The sequence below is a fragment of the Amycolatopsis sp. NBC_01286 genome (assembly GCF_035982555.1).
Classification (GTDB): domain Bacteria; phylum Actinomycetota; class Actinomycetes; order Mycobacteriales; family Pseudonocardiaceae; genus Amycolatopsis.
This window is the reverse complement of record NZ_CP108428.1, coordinates 9687385-9708241: the sequence shown is the minus strand read 5'-3', so window position 1 is coordinate 9708241 and position 20857 is coordinate 9687385. Positions and strand designations below refer to the sequence as shown.

Below are 20857 nucleotides of genomic sequence, written 5' to 3'. Positions count from 1 at the left end.
CCCCGGCGCCGGGGCGGGGACGCCGTTCGCGGCCGAGTGGCCGCCGTCCGGTGCCGAACCGGTCGACGTCTCCGCGCTCTACGAAGGCCTGCTGGCCGGCGGGCTCGGCTACGGCCCGGTCTTCCAGGGCCTGACCACGGCCTGGCGACGTGACGGCGAGGTGTTCGCCGAGGTCACGCTGCCGGAAGACACCGACGTCACCGGGTTCGGCCTGCACCCGGCGCTGTTCGACGCGGCCCTGCACGGGGTCGGACTCGGCGCGTTCGTCGAGGACACCGGGACGGCGCGGCTGCCGTTCAGCTGGACCGGCATCGAGCTGCACGCCACCGGCGCCCGCACGCTGCGGGTCCGCCTGGCGGCCGCGGGCACCGACGCGGTGTCCGTGCACGCCGCCGACACCACCGGCGAGCCGGTGCTGTCGGTTGAAGCGCTTTCCCTGCGCCCGGTTTCGGGCCTCCCGGCAGACGACGTCGTCCGCCAGTCGCTGTACACAGTGGACTGGACGACCGTCGCCGTGCCGGCCGAGTCCGACCCGGACACCCCGGTTCTGCTGGTGCCGCAAGGTGAGACGCCGGACGAGGTCCGCGCGGCGGTCCACCTCGTGCTCGACGCGCTCCAGCAGTCCGATCCGGACAGCCGGCTGGCCGTCGTCACCCGCGGCGCGGCCGCGGTGCTGGACGGCGACGTGCCGGACCTCGCCGGTGCCGCGGTGTGGGGTCTGGTCCGCGGTGCCCAGGCCGAGCAGCCCGGCCGGTTCACGCTGATCGACCTCGACACGACGGCCGACCTGGCCGAACTGCCGGGGATCCTCACCTCCGGCGAACCGCAACTCGCCGTTCGCGGCGGAGCAGTGCTCGCGCCGCGGCTGGCGCGGGCCGCCGTCGCGGACCACGAGCCCGCGACGTTCGACGGAACGGTGCTGGTCACCGGCGCGACGGGCGCGCTCGGCGCGGTCTTCGCCCGCCGGCTCGCCGAGCGCGGCGCGCGGCACCTGCTGCTGGTCAGCCGGTCCGCCACCGCGGACTCCCTCTCCGACCTGACCGCCGAGCTGACCGAACTCGGTGCGGACGTGACCGTCGCGGCCTGCGACGTCGCGGACCGGGACGCCCTGGTCGCGCTGCTGGCCGAGCACCCGGTGACCGGCGTCGTGCACGCGGCCGGAGTCCTCGACGACGGCGTGCTGGCGTCGCTCACCCCCGAGCGCGTCGACGCGGTGCTGCGGCCGAAGGTCGACGCCGCGTGGAACCTCCACGAGCTGGCCGGTGACGCCTCCCTGTTCGTGTTGTTCTCCTCGGCCTCCGGGGTGTTCGGCGGCGCGGGCCAGGGCAGCTACTCGGCCGCGAACGCCTACCTGGACGCGTTGGCGCACCGCCGGCACGCGGCCGGGCAGGCCGCGACCTCGCTGGCGTGGGGCCTGTGGGCCGGCGCCGACAGCATGGCCGCGGACCTGGCCGACGCCGACCTGCGGCGGATGTCCGCCGCAGGCATCGGCGCGCTGTCCACGGAGGACGGTCTGACGCTGTTCGACGCGGCACTGTCCACAGGGGACGCTGCGCTCGTTCCGGTGCGGCTGGACCTGACTGCGGTCCGGGCCCGGGGCGCCGTACCGTCGTTGCTGCGGGGGCTGGTGCCCGCGTCGAAGCGGCGGGCGGCGGTCTCGACCGTCACCGCGTCGCTGGAGCAGCGGCTCGGCGCGCTGGCCGCGGCCGAGCGTGAACGAGCGTTGTCCGATCTGGTCCGCACCGAGGTCGCGCAGGTGCTCGCGTTCGCTTCGGCGGACGCAGTCGGCGCGGCCCGGACGTTCACCGAGCTGGGCTTCGACTCGCTGACCGCGATCGAGCTGCGCAACAAGCTGCACACGGCGACCGGCCTGCGGCTGCCCGCCACGCTGATCTTCGACTACCCGACGCCGGACGCGCTCGCCGCGTACCTCGCGGGCGAACTGTTCGGAGTGGACGGTCCGGCCGAGGTCAATACTGTGCTGGCCGTCGACGAGCCGATCGCCATCGTCGCGATGAGCTGCCGGTTCCCCGGTGGCGTCACGACCCCGGAAGAGCTGTGGGACCTGGTCGCCGGGGGAGTGGACGGCATGACGCCGTTCCCCATCGACCGCGGCTGGGACGTCGAAGGGCTGTACCACCCGGACCCCGATCACGTCGGCACGAGCTACGCCCGCGAGGGCGGGTTCCTGCGCGACGCGGCGAACTTCGACCCCGAGTTCTTCGGCATCTCGCCGCGTGAAGCGGTGACGATGGACCCGCAGCACCGGTTGCTGCTGGAGACGTCGTGGGAGGCCATCGAACGGGCCGGCATCGCGCCGGAAGCGTTGCGCGGCAGCCGGACCGGCGTGTTCGCCGGGATCATGTACCACGACTACGCCAACCTCCTCGAGGCCGCGCCGGAGGACTACGTCGGCCACCTCGGCACCGGCAACGCGGGCAGCGTCGCCTCCGGCCGCGTGTCCTACACCTTCGGGCTCGAAGGCCCGGCGGTGACCATCGACACCGCGTGCTCGTCTTCGCTGGTCGCCCTGCACTGGGCGGTCCAGGCACTCCGCCACGGCGAGTGCACGATGGCCCTCGCGGGCGGTGCCACGGTGATGGCCACGCCCGGCGCGTTCCTGGAGTTCTCGCGCCAGCGCGGGCTTTCGGCCGACGGCCGCTGCAAGGCGTTCTCCGCGGACGCCGACGGCACGGGCTGGTCCGAGGGCGCGGGCATGATCCTGCTGGAGCGCCTCTCCGACGCCCAGCGCAACGGCCACCCCGTGCTCGCAGTAGTCCGCGGCAGCGCGATCAACCAGGACGGTGCGTCCAACGGCTTGACGGCGCCGAACGGCCCGTCGCAGCAACGCGTGATCCGTCAAGCGTTGGCCGACGCCGGTCTGTCCACTTCGGACGTCGACGCGGTGGAAGCGCACGGCACGGGCACGTCGCTGGGCGACCCGATCGAGGCGCAGGCGCTGCTCGCGACCTACGGTGTCGAGCGTGCGGGTGACCCGCTGTGGCTGGGTTCGCTCAAGTCCAACATCGGCCACAGCCAGGCGGCCGCGGGTGTCGGCGGCGTGATCAAGATGGTGCAGGCACTGCGCAACGGCGTCCTGCCGAAGACACTGCACATCACCGAACCGTCGCCGCACGTCGACTGGGCCTCCGGCGCGGTCGAGCTGCTGACCGAGACGCGGGACTGGCCGGTCACCGGCCGGATCCGCCGGGCCGGCGTGTCGTCGTTCGGGTTCAGTGGCACCAACGCCCACGTGATCATCGAGCAGGCCCCGGAAAGCGCCCCGCTGACGGTCGAGACCCCGGTCGTCACCCCGCTGGTCTTCTCGGCGCGGACGCCGGAAGCCTTGCGGGAACAGGCCGAACGTCTGCGCACGGCGCTGACCACAGTGGACGTCGCCGAGCTGGGTTCGGCGCTCGTTACCCGGCGCTCGCTGTTCGAGCACCGCGCGGTCGTCCTCGACCCGGCCGGTCTGGAAGGGCTCTCCGGTGCCGTCACCGGTGAAGCCACCGACGGCGGTACGGCGTTCCTCTTCACCGGTCAGGGCAGCCAGCGGGCCGGCATGGGCCGCGAGCTGTACCAGGCGTTCCCGGTGTTCGCCGCGGCGTTCGACGCGGTGCGGGCCGAGTTCGACTTCGACCTCGACGGCGGTGACGTCGACGAGACGCAGTACGCCCAGGCGAACCTGTTCGCGCTGGAAGTGGCGTTGTTCCGGCTCTTCGAGCACTTCGGCGTCACGCCCGGCACGCTGGCCGGGCACTCGATCGGCGAGCTGGCGGCCGCCCACGCGGCCGGGGTGTTCTCGCTGGCCGACGCGGTGCGGCTGGTCTCCGCCCGGGGTCGCCTCATGCAGGCGCTCCCGGCCGGCGGCGCGATGGTCGCGATCCAGGCGACCGAAGCCGAGATCACGCCGTTGCTGACCGACCGCGTGAGCGTCGCGGCCCTCAACGGCGACGAGTCCACAGTGGTCTCCGGCGACGAAGACGCCGTGCTGGCCCTCGTGGCACAGTTCAAGGACCGCAAGACCAAGCGGCTCACGGTGAGCCACGCGTTCCACTCATCCCACATGGACGCGATGCTGGACGACTTCCGTGCCGTCGCCGAAACGGTGACCTACCACGAGCCGCGTATCCCGCTCGTCACCACCGGCGGGACGGCCGAGCCGGCCACGCCGGACTACTGGGTCGCCCAGGTCCGCAACCCCGTCCGGTTCACCGACGCGATCCGGACCCTGGAAGCCGCCGGTGTCACGACGTTCGTCGAGCTGGGCCCGGACGGCGTGCTGTCCGCGCTCGGCCGCGAGATCCTGCCGGACGCGACCTTCGCGCCCGCGCTGCGCAAGGGCCGTCCTGAGCCGGACACCCTGGTCACGGCGCTGGCCGAGGCCCACGTCCACGGCACGACCGTCGACTGGACGGCCCTGTACCCGGTGGCCGCGCAGGTCGACCTGCCGACCTACCCGTTCCAGCGTGTGCGGTACTGGCCGCGGCCGGGCAACGCCACGGGCGACGCCACCGGTCTCGGCCTGGGCGCGGCGGAGCACCCGCTGCTGGGCGCGGCCGTGAGCCGGGCCGACGGTGACGGGTTCCTGCTCACCGGCCGGCTGTCCACGCAGACTCACCCGTGGCTCGCCGAGCACGCGGTGGCCGGCGCGATCCTCGTGCCGGGCACGGCGTTCGTCGAACTCGCGGTGCGCGCGGCCGACCTCGCCGGGTGCCGGCAGGTCGAGGAACTGACCATCGAGGCCCCGCTGGTGCTCCCGGAACGCGGCGCGGTGCAGATCCAGGTGTGGGTCGGCGCGGCGGACGCGGCCGGGCGTCGCGAGCTGACGCTGTACTCGCGGGCCGAGGACGCGGCCGACCTGCCGTGGACCCGCAACGTCGGTGGCCTTATCGCCGCCGACGCCCCCGAGGTCCCCGAGACGCTCGCCGAGTGGCCCCCCGCCGCTCAGTCGGTCGAGGTCGGCTCGCGGTACGACGACCTGGCCGCCGCCGGCTTCGGCTACGGCCCGGCGTTCCAGGGCCTGACCGCGGCTTGGCGCCGTGACGGCGAGGTGTTCGCCGAGGTCAGCCTGCCCGAGGACGTCGAGGTGGCCGGCTTCGGTGTGCACCCGGCGCTGCTCGACGCGGCCCTGCACGCGGTCGGCCTGGGTGACCTGCTCGACGACGACCGGGCGCGCCTGCCGTTCTCGTGGGCGGGTGTCGGCCTGCACGCCGAAGGGGCCCGCACGCTGCGGGTCCGGCTGGCGAAGGCCGGCCCGGAAGCGGTGTCCCTGACTGCCGCCGACGAGTCCGGCGCGGTCGTGGTGTCGGCCGAGTCGCTGGTGCTGCGCCCGATGGCGATGGAGGACCTCGCGAAGCGGCCCGAATCGCTGTTCCGGATCGACCACCAGGTAGAAGTCCCGGGTGGACAGTCCACGGCAGACTGGGAGGTGTACGACCAGGCCGGCACCGGCGACACGCCGGATGACGTCCGTGCGGCCACCCACCGCGTCCTGGCCGTCCTGCAGGACTGGCTGACCAAGCCGGAAGACGCGCGGCTCGCGGTCGTCACGCGGGGCGACAGCCTCGCCGCGGCCGCGGTACACGGCCTGGTCCGCTCGGCCCGTACCGAGCACCCGGACCGGTTCGCGCTGGTCAGCCTGGACGTCGAAGCCGGACCCGAGGACCTGCGGGCCGCGCTGACGTCCGGCGAGCCCGAGGTGACGGTCCGCGACGGCAAGCTGTACGCGCCGCGGCTGGCCCGGGCGACGGTGTCCGCACCGGCGTTCACCACCGACGGCACGGTCCTGCTCACCGGCGGCACCGGCGCGCTCGGCGCCGCCGTGGCCGACTACCTGGTCACCGAGTGCGGCGTGCGCCGGTTGGTGCTGACCAGCCGTCGTGGTCCGGACGCCCCAGGTGCCTCGGAGTTGCGGAACGCCCTGGTCAGCGCCGGTGCCGAGGTCGACGTCGTGGCCTGCGACGCGGCCGACCGCGACGCCCTGGCCGCGCTGCTGGCCGGGATCACCGACCTCAAGGCCGTGGTGCACGCGGCCGGCGTCCTCGACGACGGAGTGCTGTCGTCGCTGACGCCCGAGCGTCTCGACGGGGTGCTGCGGCCGAAGGTCGACGCCGCGTGGAACCTCCACGAGCTGACTGCCGACCTCGACGCGTTTGTCCTGTTCTCCTCCGCGGCCGGCGTGTTCGGCGGCGCGGGGCAGGGCAACTACGCCGCCGCAAACGCTTTCCTCGACGCACTGGCCACCCAGCGCCGAGCGGCCGGGCTGCCCGCGACGTCGCTCGCGTGGGGCCTGTGGGCGACCGGCACGAGCATGGCCGGGCACTTGGGCGACACGGACCTGGGCCGGCTCGCCGGCGCGGGTGTCGCGGCACTGTCCACCGAGGACGGTCTCGCGCTGTTCGGCGCCGGTCTGTCCACGGAGGACGCCGTGCTGGTGCCGATCCGGCTGGACCTCGCCGCCGTGCGGGCGTCCGGCCAGGTGCCGCCGCTGCTGCGCGGCCTGGTGACCGCCCCGCTCCGGCGGACCGCGGTCGCCGTGACCGGCTCGCGGCTGAGTCAGGACGGGATCCTCGACCTGGTCCGCGACGAGGTCGCGATGGTGCTCGGGTTCGCCTCGGCCGCCGCCGTCGGCGCGACCAGGGCGTTCACCGAGCTGGGCTTCGACTCGCTGACCGCGATCGAGCTGCGCAACCGGCTCAACGCGGCCACCGGGCTGCGGCTGCCCGCGACGCTGATCTTCGACCACCCGACGCCGTCGGCGCTGGCCGAAGAGATCGTCGGACGCCTGTTCGGCACGGAAGAGCAGGCCGTCGCGGAAGTGACCACAAGGGACGACGAGCCGATCGCCATCGTGGCGATGAGCTGCCGTTTCCCGGGTGGCATCACCAGTCCCGAGCAGCTGTGGGCACTGGTCGAGTCCGAACAGGACGCGATCGGCCCGATGCCCGCGGACCGCGGCTGGGACCTCGACGCGCTGTACGACCCCGACTCGACGCGCCCGGGCACGAGCTACACCCGCCACGGCGGATTCCTGCGCGACGTCACCGAGTTCGACCCCGAGTTCTTCGGGATCAGCCCGCGTGAAGCCCTGGCCATGGACCCGCAGCAGCGGATGCTGCTGGAGACGTCGTGGGAGGTCTTCGAGCGGGCCGGGATCCCGGCGGAGTCAATTCGCGGCAGCCGGACCGGCGTGTTCGCCGGCCTGATGTACCACGACTACGTCAGCCTTCTCGAACGTTCGAAGGACGACGTCGCCGGGCACCTCGGCACCGGCAACTCGGGCAGCGTCGTCACCGGCCGCCTGTCCTACCACTTCGGACTCGAGGGCCCGGCGGTCACGATCGACACGGCGTGCTCGTCGTCGCTGGTGGCGCTGCACCTCGCGGCGCAGGCCCTGCGCAACGGCGAGTGCACGATGGCCCTGGCCGGTGGCGTCACGGTGATGTCGACGCCCGCCGCGTTCATCGAGTTCAGCAAGCAGCGCGGGCTTTCGCCGGACGGTCGCTGCAAGGCGTTCTCCGCGGACGCCGACGGCACCGGCTGGGCCGAAGGCGCCGGCATGATCCTGCTGGAGCGTCTCTCCGACGCCCAGCGCAACGGGCACCCCGTGCTCGCCGTCGTGCGCGGCACCGCGATCAACCAGGATGGCGCGTCCAACGGCTTGACCGCGCCGAACGGTCCGTCGCAGCAACGCGTGATCCGCCAGGCCCTCGCCGACGCCGGTCTGTCCACTTCGGACGTCGACGTCGTCGAGGCGCACGGCACCGGGACGTCACTCGGCGACCCGATCGAAGCACAGGCACTGCTGGCCACCTACGGCGCCGACCGCGCCGGTGACCCGCTGTGGCTCGGCTCGCTGAAGTCGAACCTCGGCCACAGCCAGGCCGCGGCCGGTGTCGGCGGCATCATCAAGATGGTCATGGCGATGCGGCACGGCACGCTGCCGAAGACACTGCACGTCTCCGAGCCGTCGGGGCACATCGACTGGACCGCGGGCGCGGTGGAACTGCTCACCGAGGCCCGGCCCTGGCCGTCGGTGGATCGGCCGCGTCGCGCGGCGGTGTCGTCGTTCGGGTTCAGCGGTACCAACGCGCACACGATCATCGAGCAGGCACCGGCTTCCGCAGAGGTCGCCGCGGGTGAGGACGTCCTGGCCCCGCTGGTGCTCTCGGCGAAAACCGCCGACGGCGTCCGCGCCCAGGCGGGTCGTCTGCTCGAACTGTTCGAGGTGGACCCGCCGCGCCTGACCGACGTGGCACTTTCGCTGATTCAGTGCCGCCACCGGATGGAGCACCGGAGCGTCCTGTTCGCGCGGGACGCCGTCGAGGCCCGCACCGGTCTCGCCGCGCTGGCCGCGGGGGAGCCCGCCAACGCCGTGCACGGCCTGGCGGGCACCGGGAAGGTCGCGTTCGTCTTCCCGGGCCAGGGTTCGCAGTGGCCGCGGATGGCCGTCGAGCTGCTGGAGACCTCACCGGTCTTCGCCGCGCGGATGGCCGACTGCGCCGAGGCGCTGGCGCCGTTCGTCGACTGGTCCCTGCTGGACGTTCTGCGTGCGGCGGAACCCCTGGAACGCGTCGACGTCGTCCAGCCCGCGCTGTGGGCGATGATGGTCTCGCTGGCCGCGGTCTGGCGCCACCACGGCGTCGAACCGGCCGCGGTGGTCGGCCACTCGCAGGGCGAGATCGCCGCGGCGGTCGTCGCGGGTGCACTGTCCCTTGAGGACGGTGCGCTGGTGGTCGCGTTGCGCAGCAAGGCGATCCTCGCGCTGGCCGGACGCGGTGGCATGGTCTCCGTGCCGCTCCCGCCGGCCGAGGTCACGGCGGCCATCGAACCGTGGGGCGACCGAATCTCGATCGCCGTCGTCAACGGGCCGCGGGCGACCGTGGTCTCGGGTGACGCCGACGCCTTGGACGAGTTCCTCGCCCGCTGCGAGGAGCAGGAGATCCGGGCCAAGCGGATCCCGGTGGACTACGCGTCCCACTCGGCGCACGTCGCGTCCCTGGAGACGGAACTCCTGGAGGTGCTCGCCCCGGTGCGCCCGCGCCCGGCGGAGATCCCGTTCTACTCCACGGTGACCGGCTCGCTGATCGATTCCGGCCTCGACGCCGGGTACTGGTACCGGAACCTGCGCCAGACGGTGCGCTTCACCGACGCGATCGAGGCCATGGCCGGCCACGGCCACGACGTGTTCGTCGAGGTCAGCCCGCACCCGGTGGTCGCCACCGGCCTGCAGGACATCCTCGAGGACGCGGGTGTCCCGGCGACGGTCACCGGCACCCTGCGCCGCGACCAGGGCGGCTTCACCCGGGTGCTCACCTCGCTGGCCCAGGCCCACACGGGCGGCGCGCGGGTGGCGTGGGACACCGTGTTCAGCGGAGGCCGGCGGATCGACCTGCCGACCTACGCCTTCCAGCGCAGCCGCTTCTGGCCGGAACTCGCCGACACGGTCATCACGGGTGACGGCTTCGCCGACAGCTCCTTCTGGGACGCCGTCGACAGCGACGACCCGGTCGCGGTCGCGGCCGCGTTGGAGATCGACGGCACCGACGAGGAGACACTGCGGGCCGCACTGCCCGTGTTGTCGACTTGGCGACGCAACCGCCGCGACAAGTCCACTGTGGACAAGTGGCGGTACCGGATCGCGTGGACCGCTTTGGACTTCGAGGCCGCGGACCTGGACGGTGACTGGCTGGTGCCGGTCCCGGCCGGCGCGCACGCCGAGATCGAGGCAGTCACCGCACTGCTGACCACCCACGGCGCTCAGCCGCACGTGGTCCCGGTGGAACCGGGCACGTCGGCTGAGCAACTGGCGGCGCTGTTGGCTGCCCACGGTGCTCGGCCGGGCACCCCGGCTGCCTTGGGTGAGCTGATCGCTGACAGCAGTTCGGAGGGCGATGCGGTCACCTCGGCCGCCGACGGTGCCGAGTCAGGCGCCGGTGTTGAGCCGCTGCAGTTCCGCGGTGTGTTGTCCCTCCTGGCCCTCGACGAGCTGCCCGACCCCGGGCACCCCGTCGTCCCGGCCGGGCTCGCGCTGACCGCCGCACTGATCCGTGCGCTGGACGGCGTCGCGGCTCCGCTCTGGCTCGCCACCCGCGGCGCTGTCTCCGCAGGCCGGTCCGACCGGCTGACCTCGGCTGTCCAGGCGCAGGTCTGGGGCCTCGGCCGGGTCGCCGGGCTGGAGCACCCCGAACGCTGGGGTGGCCTGCTCGACCTGCCGGAAGACCTCGACCCGCGGGCCTCGGCCCGGGTGGCCGCGGTACTGGCCGGCAACAGCGACGAGGACCAGCTGGCGGTGCGCCCGTCCGGCGTCTTCGCCCGCCGCCTGGTGCGCGCCCCGCTGGCCGAGCGCCCGGCGATCACCGGCTGGACCCCGCGTGGCACGGTGCTCGTCACCGGCGGCACCGGCGCGGTCGGTGCGCAGATCGCGCGCTGGCTGGCCCGGCACGGCGCCGAGCACCTGGTGCTCACCAGTCGTCGCGGTCTCGACTCGCCTGGCGCAAAGGAGCTGGTCGAGGAGCTGACCGGGCTCGGCGCCCAGGTCACCGTCGACCCGTGCGACGTCGCCGACTTCGAGGCGGTGCGGCGCCTGACCGCCGAGTACCGGTTCACCGCGGTGCTGCACGCCGCGGGTGTCGGGGTCTCGCCGCCGCTGGCCGAGACCGGCCCCGCCGACCTCGCGGTCAACGCGGCCGCGAAGGTCGCGGGCGCGGTCAACCTCGACCGCGCGCTCGCGGATACCGAGCTGGACGCGTTTGTGCTCTTCTCCTCCAACGCCGGGGTCTGGGGCGGCGGTGGCCAGGGCGCGTACGCCGCGGCCAACGCCTTCCTCGACGCCTTCGCCGAGCAGCGCCGCGCCCGCGGAGCCAAGGCCACCTCGGTGGCGTGGGGCGCGTGGGCCGAAGGCGGCATGGCCGAAGGCGAGGCCGGCGAGCAGATGCGCCGGCGCGGGCTGCGGCCGATGGCGCCGGAGCTGGCGATCTCGGTGCTGCAGCAGGCCCTCGACGCGGACGAGACGTTCCTCGCGGTGGCCGATGTGGACTGGGCGAAGTTCGCGCCCGCGTTCACCGCGCTGCGAGCGCGTCCGCTGATCGCCGATCTGCCTGAAGTGTCCGCTTTGGACGCCGAAACGACAACAACAGTCCACAGCGGACTGGCCGGACGGCTCGCCGAACTGCCCGCGGCCGAACGCAAGCGCGTGCTGCTCGACCTGGTCCGGGCCGAGGCGGCCGCGGTGCTCGGCCACGCCGGCACCGACGCCGTCCCGCCCGCCCGGGCGTTCCGCGAGCTGGGCTTCGACTCGGTGACGGCGGTCGAGGTTCGCACCCGGCTGGTCACGGCCACCGGGCTCAAGCTGCCCGCGACCCTCGTGTTCGACTACCCGACCCCCCTCGACCTGACCACGTTCCTGCTGGGCGAGCTGCTCGGCGCCGAGCCGGAAGCAACGACCGCGGTCGTCACGACCGGGTCCGACGAGCCGATCGCGATCGTCGCGATGGGCTGCCGGTTCCCCGGCGGCGTCCGCTCGCCCGAAGACCTCTGGCGGCTGGTCGCGGCCGGTGACGACGCGATCGGGCCGTTCCCGGCCGACCGCGGCTGGGACCTGGACTCGCTCTACCACCCGGACCCGGAGCACGCGGGCACGACCTACACCAAGGAAGGCGGTTTCCTGCACGACGCCGGCGAGTTCGACCCGGGCCTGTTCGGGATCAGCCCGCGCGAGGCCCTGGCGATGGATCCGCAGCAGCGGCTGCTGCTGGAGACGTCGTGGGAGGTCTTCGAGCGCGCCGGCATCGACGTGCGGACCCTGCGCGGCACCCGCACCGGGGTGTTCCTCGGCGCGGCGGCCTCCGGGTACGGCGCGGGCGCCGGTGAGCTGCCCGACGGCGTCGAGGGTCACATGCTGACCGGCAACGTCGGCAGTGTCCTTTCCGGACGGCTGGCCTACTCCTACGGGCTCGAGGGTTCGGCGGTCACGCTCGACACGGCGTGTTCGTCGTCCCTGGTCGCGCTGCACTGGGCGGCACAGGCCCTGCGGTCCGGTGAGTGCTCGATGGCGCTGGCCGGCGGCGTCGCCGTGATGGCCGACCCGGGCGGGTTCGTCGAGTTCGCCCGGCAGCGCGGCCTGGCCGCCGACGGCCGGTGCAAGCCCTTCGCCGAGGCGGCGGACGGCACCGGCTGGTCCGAAGGCGTCGGCCTGCTCCTGCTGGAGCGGCTGTCGGACGCCCGGCGCCACGGCCACCAGGTCCTGGCGGTCGTGCGGGGCTCCGCGGTCAACTCCGACGGCGCGTCCAACGGCCTCAGCGCCCCCAACGGTCCCGCGCAGCAGAAGGTGATCCGCCAGGCACTGGCCAACGCCGGACTGTCCACTTCGGACGTCGATGTGGTGGAAGCGCACGGCACGGGCACCCGGCTCGGCGATCCGATCGAGGCCCAAGCCCTGCTGGCGACCTACGGCCGGGACCGGTCCGAGCCGCTGTGGCTCGGTTCGCTGAAGTCCAACATCGGGCACACGCAGTCCGCGGCCGGTGTCGCGGGCGTGATCAAGATGGTCCAGGCCATGCGGCACGGCGTGCTGCCGGCCAGCCTGCACGTCGACGAGCCGTCGACACAGGTCGACTGGTCGGCCGGCGCGGTCGAGCTGCTGACCACGGCCCAGCCGTGGCCCGAGACCGGCGCACCACGCCGGGCCGGGGTGTCCGCGTTCGGCGTCTCCGGCACCAACGCGCACGCGATCATCGAAGCCGTTCCCGCCGAGGAACCGGCCGACGTGGTCGAGTCGCCGCTGCCGGTGCCGATCGTCCTTTCCGGACGGACGGCTGCCGCGCTGCGGGCCCAGGCGGCTTCGCTGGCCGCCTCGGACACGCCGGACCTGGACGCCTTCGGGTACGCCCTGGCCACGACCCGGTCCGCGCTCGACCACCGCGCGGCCCTGCTGGCCACCGACCACGACGACCTGCGGACGGCGCTGACCGCGCTGGCCGAGGACGTCACTGCACCCGGCGTGTTGCGTGGGGTCGCCCGCGACCGGGGACAGCTGGCCTTCCTCTTCACCGGCCAGAGCAGCCAGCGGACCGGCATGGGCCGCGAGCTGTACGACGCGTTCCCGGTCTTCGCCGACGCGCTGGACGCGGTGTGCGCCGAGTTCGACGCGCACCTCGACCGTCCGTTGCGGACGGTCCTGTTCGAGGACGGCGAGCCGCTGGACCGGACCGGCTACACCCAGGCGGCCCTGTTCGCCCTGGAAGTGGCGTTGTTCCGGCTCTTCGAGCACTTCGGGTTCCAGCCGGACTTCCTGGCCGGGCACTCGATCGGCGAGCTGGCCGCGGCGCACGTCGCCGAGGTGCTCTCGCTGGCGGACGCCGTGACGCTGGTCGCCGCACGCGGTCGTCTCATGCAGGCGCTTCCCGAGGGCGGCGCGATGGTGGCGATCCAGGCGACCGAGGCGGAAGTTTCGGTATATCTGTCAGACCGTGTGACCATCGCCGCGCTGAACAGCCCGGACTCGACGGTCGTCTCCGGCGAGGAAGACGCCGTGCTGGCGGTCGCGGCACAGTTCAGTGACCGCAAGACGAAGCGCCTGGTCGTGAGCCACGCGTTCCACTCGCCGCTGATGGACCCGATGTTGGCGGAGTTCCGGGCGGTGGCGGAGACGCTGTCCTACGCGGCGCCGACAGTCCCGATCGTCTCGAACCTCACCGGTGAGCTGATCACCGGGTTCGACGCCGACTACTGGGTGCGGCACGTGCGTGAGGCGGTGCGGTTCGCCGACGGCGTCCGGACGCTCGCCGCGAGCGGTGTCTCGGTGTTCGTCGAGCTGGGGCCGGACGGCGTGCTGTCGGCCATGGGCCAGGCGTGCGCCGACGGCGAGTTCGTCCCGGCCATGCGAGCCGGCCGGGACGAGCCCGAGGCGCTGCTGACCGCGGTGCTCGGCGCGCACGTCCACGGCGTCGAACCGGACTGGGCCGCGGTGTTCGGCACCGCCGCCCGGCGCCGGGTCGAGCTGCCGACGTATCCCTTCCAGCGGCAGCGCTTCTGGCTCCGGACCAGTGCGGGCGGTGACGTCACGGCCGCCGGCCTCGGCGCCACCCGGCACCCGCTGCTGCGCGCGGCGGTGGCCCGGGCCGACGGTGACGGGTTCCTGCTCACCGGGCGTCTGTCCACGCAGCTCCTGGGCGGCGCGGCACCGGGCTCGGTGTTCGCCGAGCTGGTCTCGCGGGCCGCGGACGAGGCGGGCTGCGGGCTGGTCGAGCGGCTGTCCGTCGACGTGCCGCTCGTGCTCCCCGAGCGCGGGGCGCTCCAGCTGCAGGTGTGGGTCGGTGAGCCGGACGGCGCCGGCCGCCGGGCCGTGACCGTCCACTCGCGACCGGAAGACGGCGGCGCGTGGACAAGGCATGCCGAGGGCGTGCTCGCGGTCGTGCTGCCGAAGATTCCCGAGTGGACGGACGAGGACGTCGTCGAGGTGTCGCTGCCGGAAGGCATCGAGCCGGGACGGTTCGGCCTGCACCCGGCACTGCTCGACGCGGCGTTCGGCGGGCTCTCGCCGGTCGCCTGGTCCGGGTTCGCACTGCACGCCTCGGGCGCCCGTGACCTGCGGGTCCGCCTGACGGACCTGGGTGACGACACCGTTTCGCTGCACGCGGTCGACGCGGAGGGCACGGCTGTGGTCACCGCCGACGCGGTGACGCTGCGGCCGGCGGAGTCCGTCAAGACCGTCGACTCGCTGTTCCGCATCGACTGGGTGCCCGTCCAAGCGGGCCCGATCGGAGAGGCGAAGGAGGTCTACCGGGTGCCCGCCGGCGAGTCGCCGGAGGACGTCCACCGGATCGTCGGCGACGTGCTCGCGAAGCTGCAGACCGGCGAGAACCTGGTCGTCGTGACCCGGGGTGCGGCCGGGCCGGACGCCGGTGCCGACCTGGCGGGTGCCGCGGTCTGGGGCCTGGTCCGTTCGGCGCAGTCCGAGCAGCCCGGCCGCTTCGTCCTGGTCGACACCGACGACACCGACGCGGTGGCCGCTGCTGTTGCCACCGGGGAACCGCAGGTGGTCGCCCGCGACGGGGAACTGTTCGCACCGCGACTGGTGCGAGCGACCGTCCCCGAAGAAGCGAAGACGCTCGGCGAGGGCACGGTCCTGGTCACCGGCGGCACCGGCGCCCTGGGCGCCGAGCTGGCGAAACACCTGGTCACGACCCAGGGCGTGCGCAAGCTGGTCCTCACCAGCCGCCGCGGGCCCGACGCGCCGGGCGCGGCCGAACTGGCCGAAGAGCTGGTCGCCGCGGGTGCCGAGGTGGACGTCGTGGCCTGCGACGTCGCCGACCGCGCCGCGGCGGCGGCCCTGCTCGACGGGATCGCCGACCTCACCGCCGTGGTCCACACCGCGGGCGTCCTCGACGACGGCGTGCTGACGTCCCTGACGCCGGAGCGTGTCGCCACCGTGCTGCGGCCCAAGGTGGACGCGGCCTGGCACCTGCACGAGCTGACCGCCGACCGGGAGCTGACGGCGTTCGTCGTCTTCTCCTCGGCCGCCGGGATCCTCGGCGGGGCCGGGCAGGCGAGCTACGCCGCGGCGAACGTGTTCCTCGACGCACTGATGCAGCGCCGCCGGAACACCGGGCGGCCCGGGACGTCGCTGGCCTGGGGCATGTGGTCCGGCGACGGCAGCATGGCGGCCCGGCTCACGGCCGCGGACCTGCGGCGGATGGCCGAAGCCGGGATCGGTGCCCTGTCCGTCGCGGACGGCATGGCGTTGTTCGACACGGCGGTGTCCACAAGCGACGCCGTGCTCGTGCCGATCAAGCTGGATCTGCCGGCCCTGCGGGCGAGCATCACGGGTGACGTGCCGCCGATGCTGCGCGGCCTGGTCACCGTCCCGCGGCGCCGGGCGGAAGTGTCCACAGTGGACCGCCAGGAGCGGCGCGACACCCGGGCCCTGCTCGACCTCGTCCGCGCCGAAGTGGCAGCCGTGCTCGGCTACCGGTCGGCCGCCGAGGTCGAACCGGACCTGCCATTCCGCGAACTCGGCTTCGACTCGCTGACCGCGGTCGAGCTGGCCAAGCGGGTCGGCGCGGCGACCGGGCAGACGCTGCCCTCGACGCTGGTGTTCGACTACCCGACGCCGACCGTGCTCGTCGCCCACCTGCGCGGCGACGAAGCGGACGACGTCATCGCCCCCGCGGCGACCGACGACGACCCGATCGCCATCGTCGCGATGAGCTGCCGCTTCCCCGGCGGCGTCACGACGCCGGAAGAACTGTGGCAGCTCGTGTCGGAAGGCACGGACGCGATCACGCCGTTCCCGACGGACCGCGGCTGGGATCTGGCCGTGCTCTACAACCCGGACCCCGACCACAGCGGCACGTGCTACATCCGTGAAGGCGGTTTCCTCGCCGGTGCGGGGGAGTTCGACCCGGCGTTCTTCGGAATCAGCCCGCGGGAAGCGCTGGCCATGGACCCGCAGCAGCGCCTGCTGCTCGAGATCACCTGGGAGGCGTTCGAGCGGGCCGGGATCGACCCGCGGTCGGTGCGCGGCAGCCGGACCGGCGTGTTCGCCGGCACCAGCGGCCAGGACTACGGCACGCTGCTCGCCGGCACCGAGGAAGCCGAGGGCTACCTGGCCACCGGCACCGCGGCGAGCGTCGTCTCCGGCCGGCTGTCCTACACCTTCGGGCTCGAGGGTCCGGCGGTCACGATCGACACGGCGTGCTCGTCTTCACTGGTCGCCCTGCACCTCGCGGCGCAGGCGCTGCGGGCCGGTGAGTGCTCGCTGGCGCTGGCCGGCGGCGTGATCGTCACGTCGACGCCGGGCGTGTTCGTCGAGTTCTCGCGGCAACGCGGGCTCGCGATGAACGGCCGCTGCAAGTCCTTTGCCGAGGCTGCCGACGGCACCGGTTGGGGCGAGGGCGCCGGAATGCTCGTGCTGGAAAGGCTTTCCGACGCCCAGCGCAACGGCCACCCGGTCCTCGCGGTGGTCCGCGGCAGCGCGGTCAACCAGGACGGCGCGTCCAACGGCCTGACGGCGCCGAACGGTCCCTCGCAGCAGCGGGTGATTCGCCAGGCCCTGGCCGCGGCCGGTCTGTCCACTTCGGACGTCGACGCGGTCGAGGCACACGGCACCGGCACGAAACTGGGCGACCCGATCGAGGCGCAGGCACTGCTGGCGACCTACGGCCAGGACCGCGAGACGCCGTTGCTGCTGGGCTCGCTGAAGTCCAACATCGGGCACACGCAGGCGGCCGCCGGCGTGGCCGGGGTGATGAAGATGGTGCTGGCCATGCAGCACGGGCAGCTCCCGAAGACGCTGCACGTCGACGCGCCGTCGTCCCAGGTGGACTGGACGGCGGGCGCGATCGAGCTGCTGACCGAGCCGCGCGAGTGGCCGGAGACCGGCCGCCCGCGCCGAGCCGGCGTCTCCTCGTTCGGCGTGAGCGGCACCAACGCGCACGTCGTCATCGAGCAGGCCCCCGAACCCGTGGCCCTGCCGGACGTGCAGGGCCCGGCTGTGATCCCGGTCGTGCTTTCCGGCCACGACGCCGCCGCGCTCGCCGCGCAGGCGTCGAAGCTGCGCGAGCACGACGGCGAACCGGCGGAGCTGGCCTACGCGCTGGCCACCACCCGGTCCGTCTTCGAGCACCGCGCCGTGGTGCTCGCGAGCGACCGCGACGAACTGCTCGCCGGGCTGGACGCGGTCGCGTCCGGCGGCCCGGCGGCGGGCGTCACCAGCGGGACGGCCCGGGCGGGCGGACTGGCCTTCGCCTTCTCCGGGCAGGGCAGCCAGCGGGCCGGCATGGGCCGCGAGCTGTACGACGCGTACCCGGTGTTCGCCGCGGCGCTCGACGAGATCTGCGCCGCGTTCGACTCCCGGTTGGACAGTCCACTCAAGACGGTCATGTTCACCGAGAACGACCTGCTCGACCGCACGGTCTACACCCAGCCCGCGTTGTTCGCCCTGGAAGTGGCGCTCTTCCGGCTGCTGGCGAGCTGGGACGTCCGGCCGGACGTCCTGGTCGGCCACTCGATCGGCGAGCTGGCCGCGGCGCACGTCGCCGGGGTGCTGACCCTGGCCGACGCCGTCGAGCTGGTCGCCGCGCGCGGCCGGCTGATGCAGGAGCTGCCCTCGGGCGGTGCGATGGTCGCGGTCCAGGCGTCCGAGGAAGAGGTCGTGCCGCTGCTGGCGGGCTTCGAGGACGTCGTCGGGATCGCGGCGGTCAACGGCCCGGCCGCGGTGGTCATCGCCGGGGACGAGGAGCCGGTGGCCGAGGTCGCGGCGCGGCTCGCCGCGCTGGGGCGCAAGACGAAGCGGCTGACCGTCAGCCACGCGTTCCACTCGCCGCGGATGGAGCCGATGCTGGCCGAGTTCGCCGCGATCGCGCAGCGGCTCGACTACCACGAGCCGACGGTGCCGCTGGTGTCCACGTTGACCGGTGCGCCGGTCACCGCGGACGAGTTCCGCACGGCGGACTACTGGGTGCGCCACGTTCGCGCGGCGGTCCGCTTCGCCGACGGCATCCGCGCGGTGTTCGCCGCCGGAGTGTCCACTGTGGTCGAGCTCGGTCCGGACGGCGTGCTGACGGCGATGGCGCAGGACTGCGCCGCGGTCGACGGCGGCACACCCGTGGTGGTGCCGGCGCTGCGACGCGGCCGTCCCGAGGCGGAAGCCCTGCTCACCGCGGTGGCCGCGGCTCACGTCAACGGCGTCGCCGTGGACTGGGCGGCGCTGTTCACGCCGGGCCGGGTGGTCGCGCTGCCGACGTACCCGTTCCAGCGCGAGCGCTACTGGCCGGAACCGGTGGCCGCACCCGCGCCGCGGGACGCCGCCGAGGACCGGTTCTGGGCGGCCGTCGAGCGCGAGGACGTCGACGAGCTGGCCGGGACGCTCCCGGCGGGCGTCGACCGCGAGTCGCTCGGCACGCTCCTGCCGGTGCTGTCCGGCTGGCGACGGCAACGCCGTGAACTGTCCACACTGGACGACTGGCGGTACCGGGTGTCGTGGACCGCGGTGGCCGAACCGGAGACACCGCTGTTCACCGGCGGCTGGCTGGTGATCTTGCCCGAGACGGAGGCCGCGTGGTGCGGCCAGGTCGTCGAGGCGCTGCGGGCACACGGCGCCGAAGTGCGCACGGTGCGCGGCACCGCGAACCTCGTCGAGGACGGCCTCCCGCTGGCCGGGGTGCTTTCGCTGCTGGCCGTGGACACCCGGCCGCACGCGGAACACGGCATGGTCGCCACCGGCGTCGCGGGCACCCTGGAGCTGATCCAGGCGCTCGGTACGGCAGGCATCAACGCTCCCTTGTGGACGATCACGCGGGACGCGGTGTACGGCGACCACGTCGACATCGCCGGCGCCGAGGTCTGGGGCCTGGGCCGGGTCGCGGCCCTGGAACACCCGGACCGCTGGGGTGGCCTGATCGACCTGCCCGCGGTGCTCGACGACCGCGTCGCCGAACTGCTGGCGGGCGTGCTCGCCGGGGACGGCGTGGAGGACCAGCTCGCGGTGCGGGCCGACGGCGTCTTCGCCCGGCGGCTGGCGCGGGCACCGTTGCCCACGACACCGGCCGAGCCGTGGCAGCCGCGCGGCACGGTGCTGGTCACCGGCGGTACCGGTGGTCTCGGCGCCCGGATGGCGCGGTGGCTGGCCGAGCACGGTGCCGAGCACCTGGTGCTGGTCAGCCGGCGTGGCCCGGCCGCGCCGGGAGCCGAGGAGCTGCGCGCCGAGCTGGTCGCGACCGGCGTCGAGGTCACCGTCGCCGCGTGCGACGTCGGGGACCGGGACGCGCTGGCCGCGCTCGTCGGCGGGCTGGACTCCCCGGTGCGCGCGGTCGTGCACGCCGCGGGCGTCAGCCAGGGCACGCCGATCGCGGCGAGCAGCGTCGCGGAGTTCGCCTCCGTGGTGGACGCCAAGGTGACCGGCGCACTCGCGCTGGACGAGCTGTTCGGCGAGCTGGACGCGTTCGTGCTGTTCTCGTCGGTCGCGGCGACCTGGGGTGGCAGCGGCCAGTCCGGGTACGCGGCGGCGAACGCGGCCCTCGACGCGCTGGCGCAGCGGCGGCGAGCGGCCGGCTTGGCGGCCACGTCGATCGCGTGGGGCCCGTGGGGTGGCGGCGGCATGGCGGCCGAGGGTGAGCACGAGGAGCAGCTGCGTCGCCGCGGCCTCCCCGCGCTCGACCCGAACCTGGCCGTCGCGGCGCTGACCCAGGCCGTCGACCACGGCGAGACGGCGGTCACGGTGGCCGACGTCGACTGGGCGAAGTTCGCGCCCGGCTTCACCGCGCTGCGGCCGAACGCGTTCATCGCGGACCTGCCGGAGGTGCGGGCGGTCCTCGAGGCGGAGGTTGCCGAAGAGGCCGACACGGGCGACGAGTTGCGCGGCAAGCTCGCGGAGCTGGACGAGGCCGGCCGCCGGCGGACGCTGCTGGAGCTGGTCCGCACCGACGTCGCGCTGGTGCTCGGGCACCGCGGCACGGCGGCGGTCGCGCCGGACCGGGCGTTCACCGAGCTGGGCTTCGACTCGCTGACGGCGGTCGAGCTCCGCAACCGGCTGACCGCCGGGACCGGGCTGAAGCTGGCGGCTTCGCTGGTGTTCGACTACCCGACCCCGCAGGACCTGGCCGCGCACCTGGGCCGCGAGCTGGGCGGCGAGGACGGCGTCGCGTCGGTGTTCGGCGAGCTGGACCGGCTGGAGGCCGTGCTGTCGGCGGCCGCCACGGACGAGCTGACCCGCGCCAAGGTCAAGGTCCGCGTCCAGGCCCTGCTGGCCAAGTGGGATAACGAGGAGGTCGAGGACAGCCCGGCGGGCGTCTTCGACGGCGCGTCCGATGAAGAGCTCTTCGAGTTCATCAACAAGGACCTCGGCCGCTCCTGA

The 20857-nt window shown here is 73.8% G+C and carries 1 protein-coding gene (cut by a window edge); it reads left to right on the top strand.

Translation table 11 applies throughout. The features are described 5' to 3' along the window. Positions 1-20857 carry the 3' end of a type I polyketide synthase gene (locus OG570_RS43895; RefSeq protein ID WP_326954599.1) on the top strand. It extends 26438 nt beyond the left edge of the window, so 20857 of the gene's 47295 nt are visible here — the last part of the coding sequence; its start codon lies off the left edge, out of view; the stop codon is at positions 20855-20857.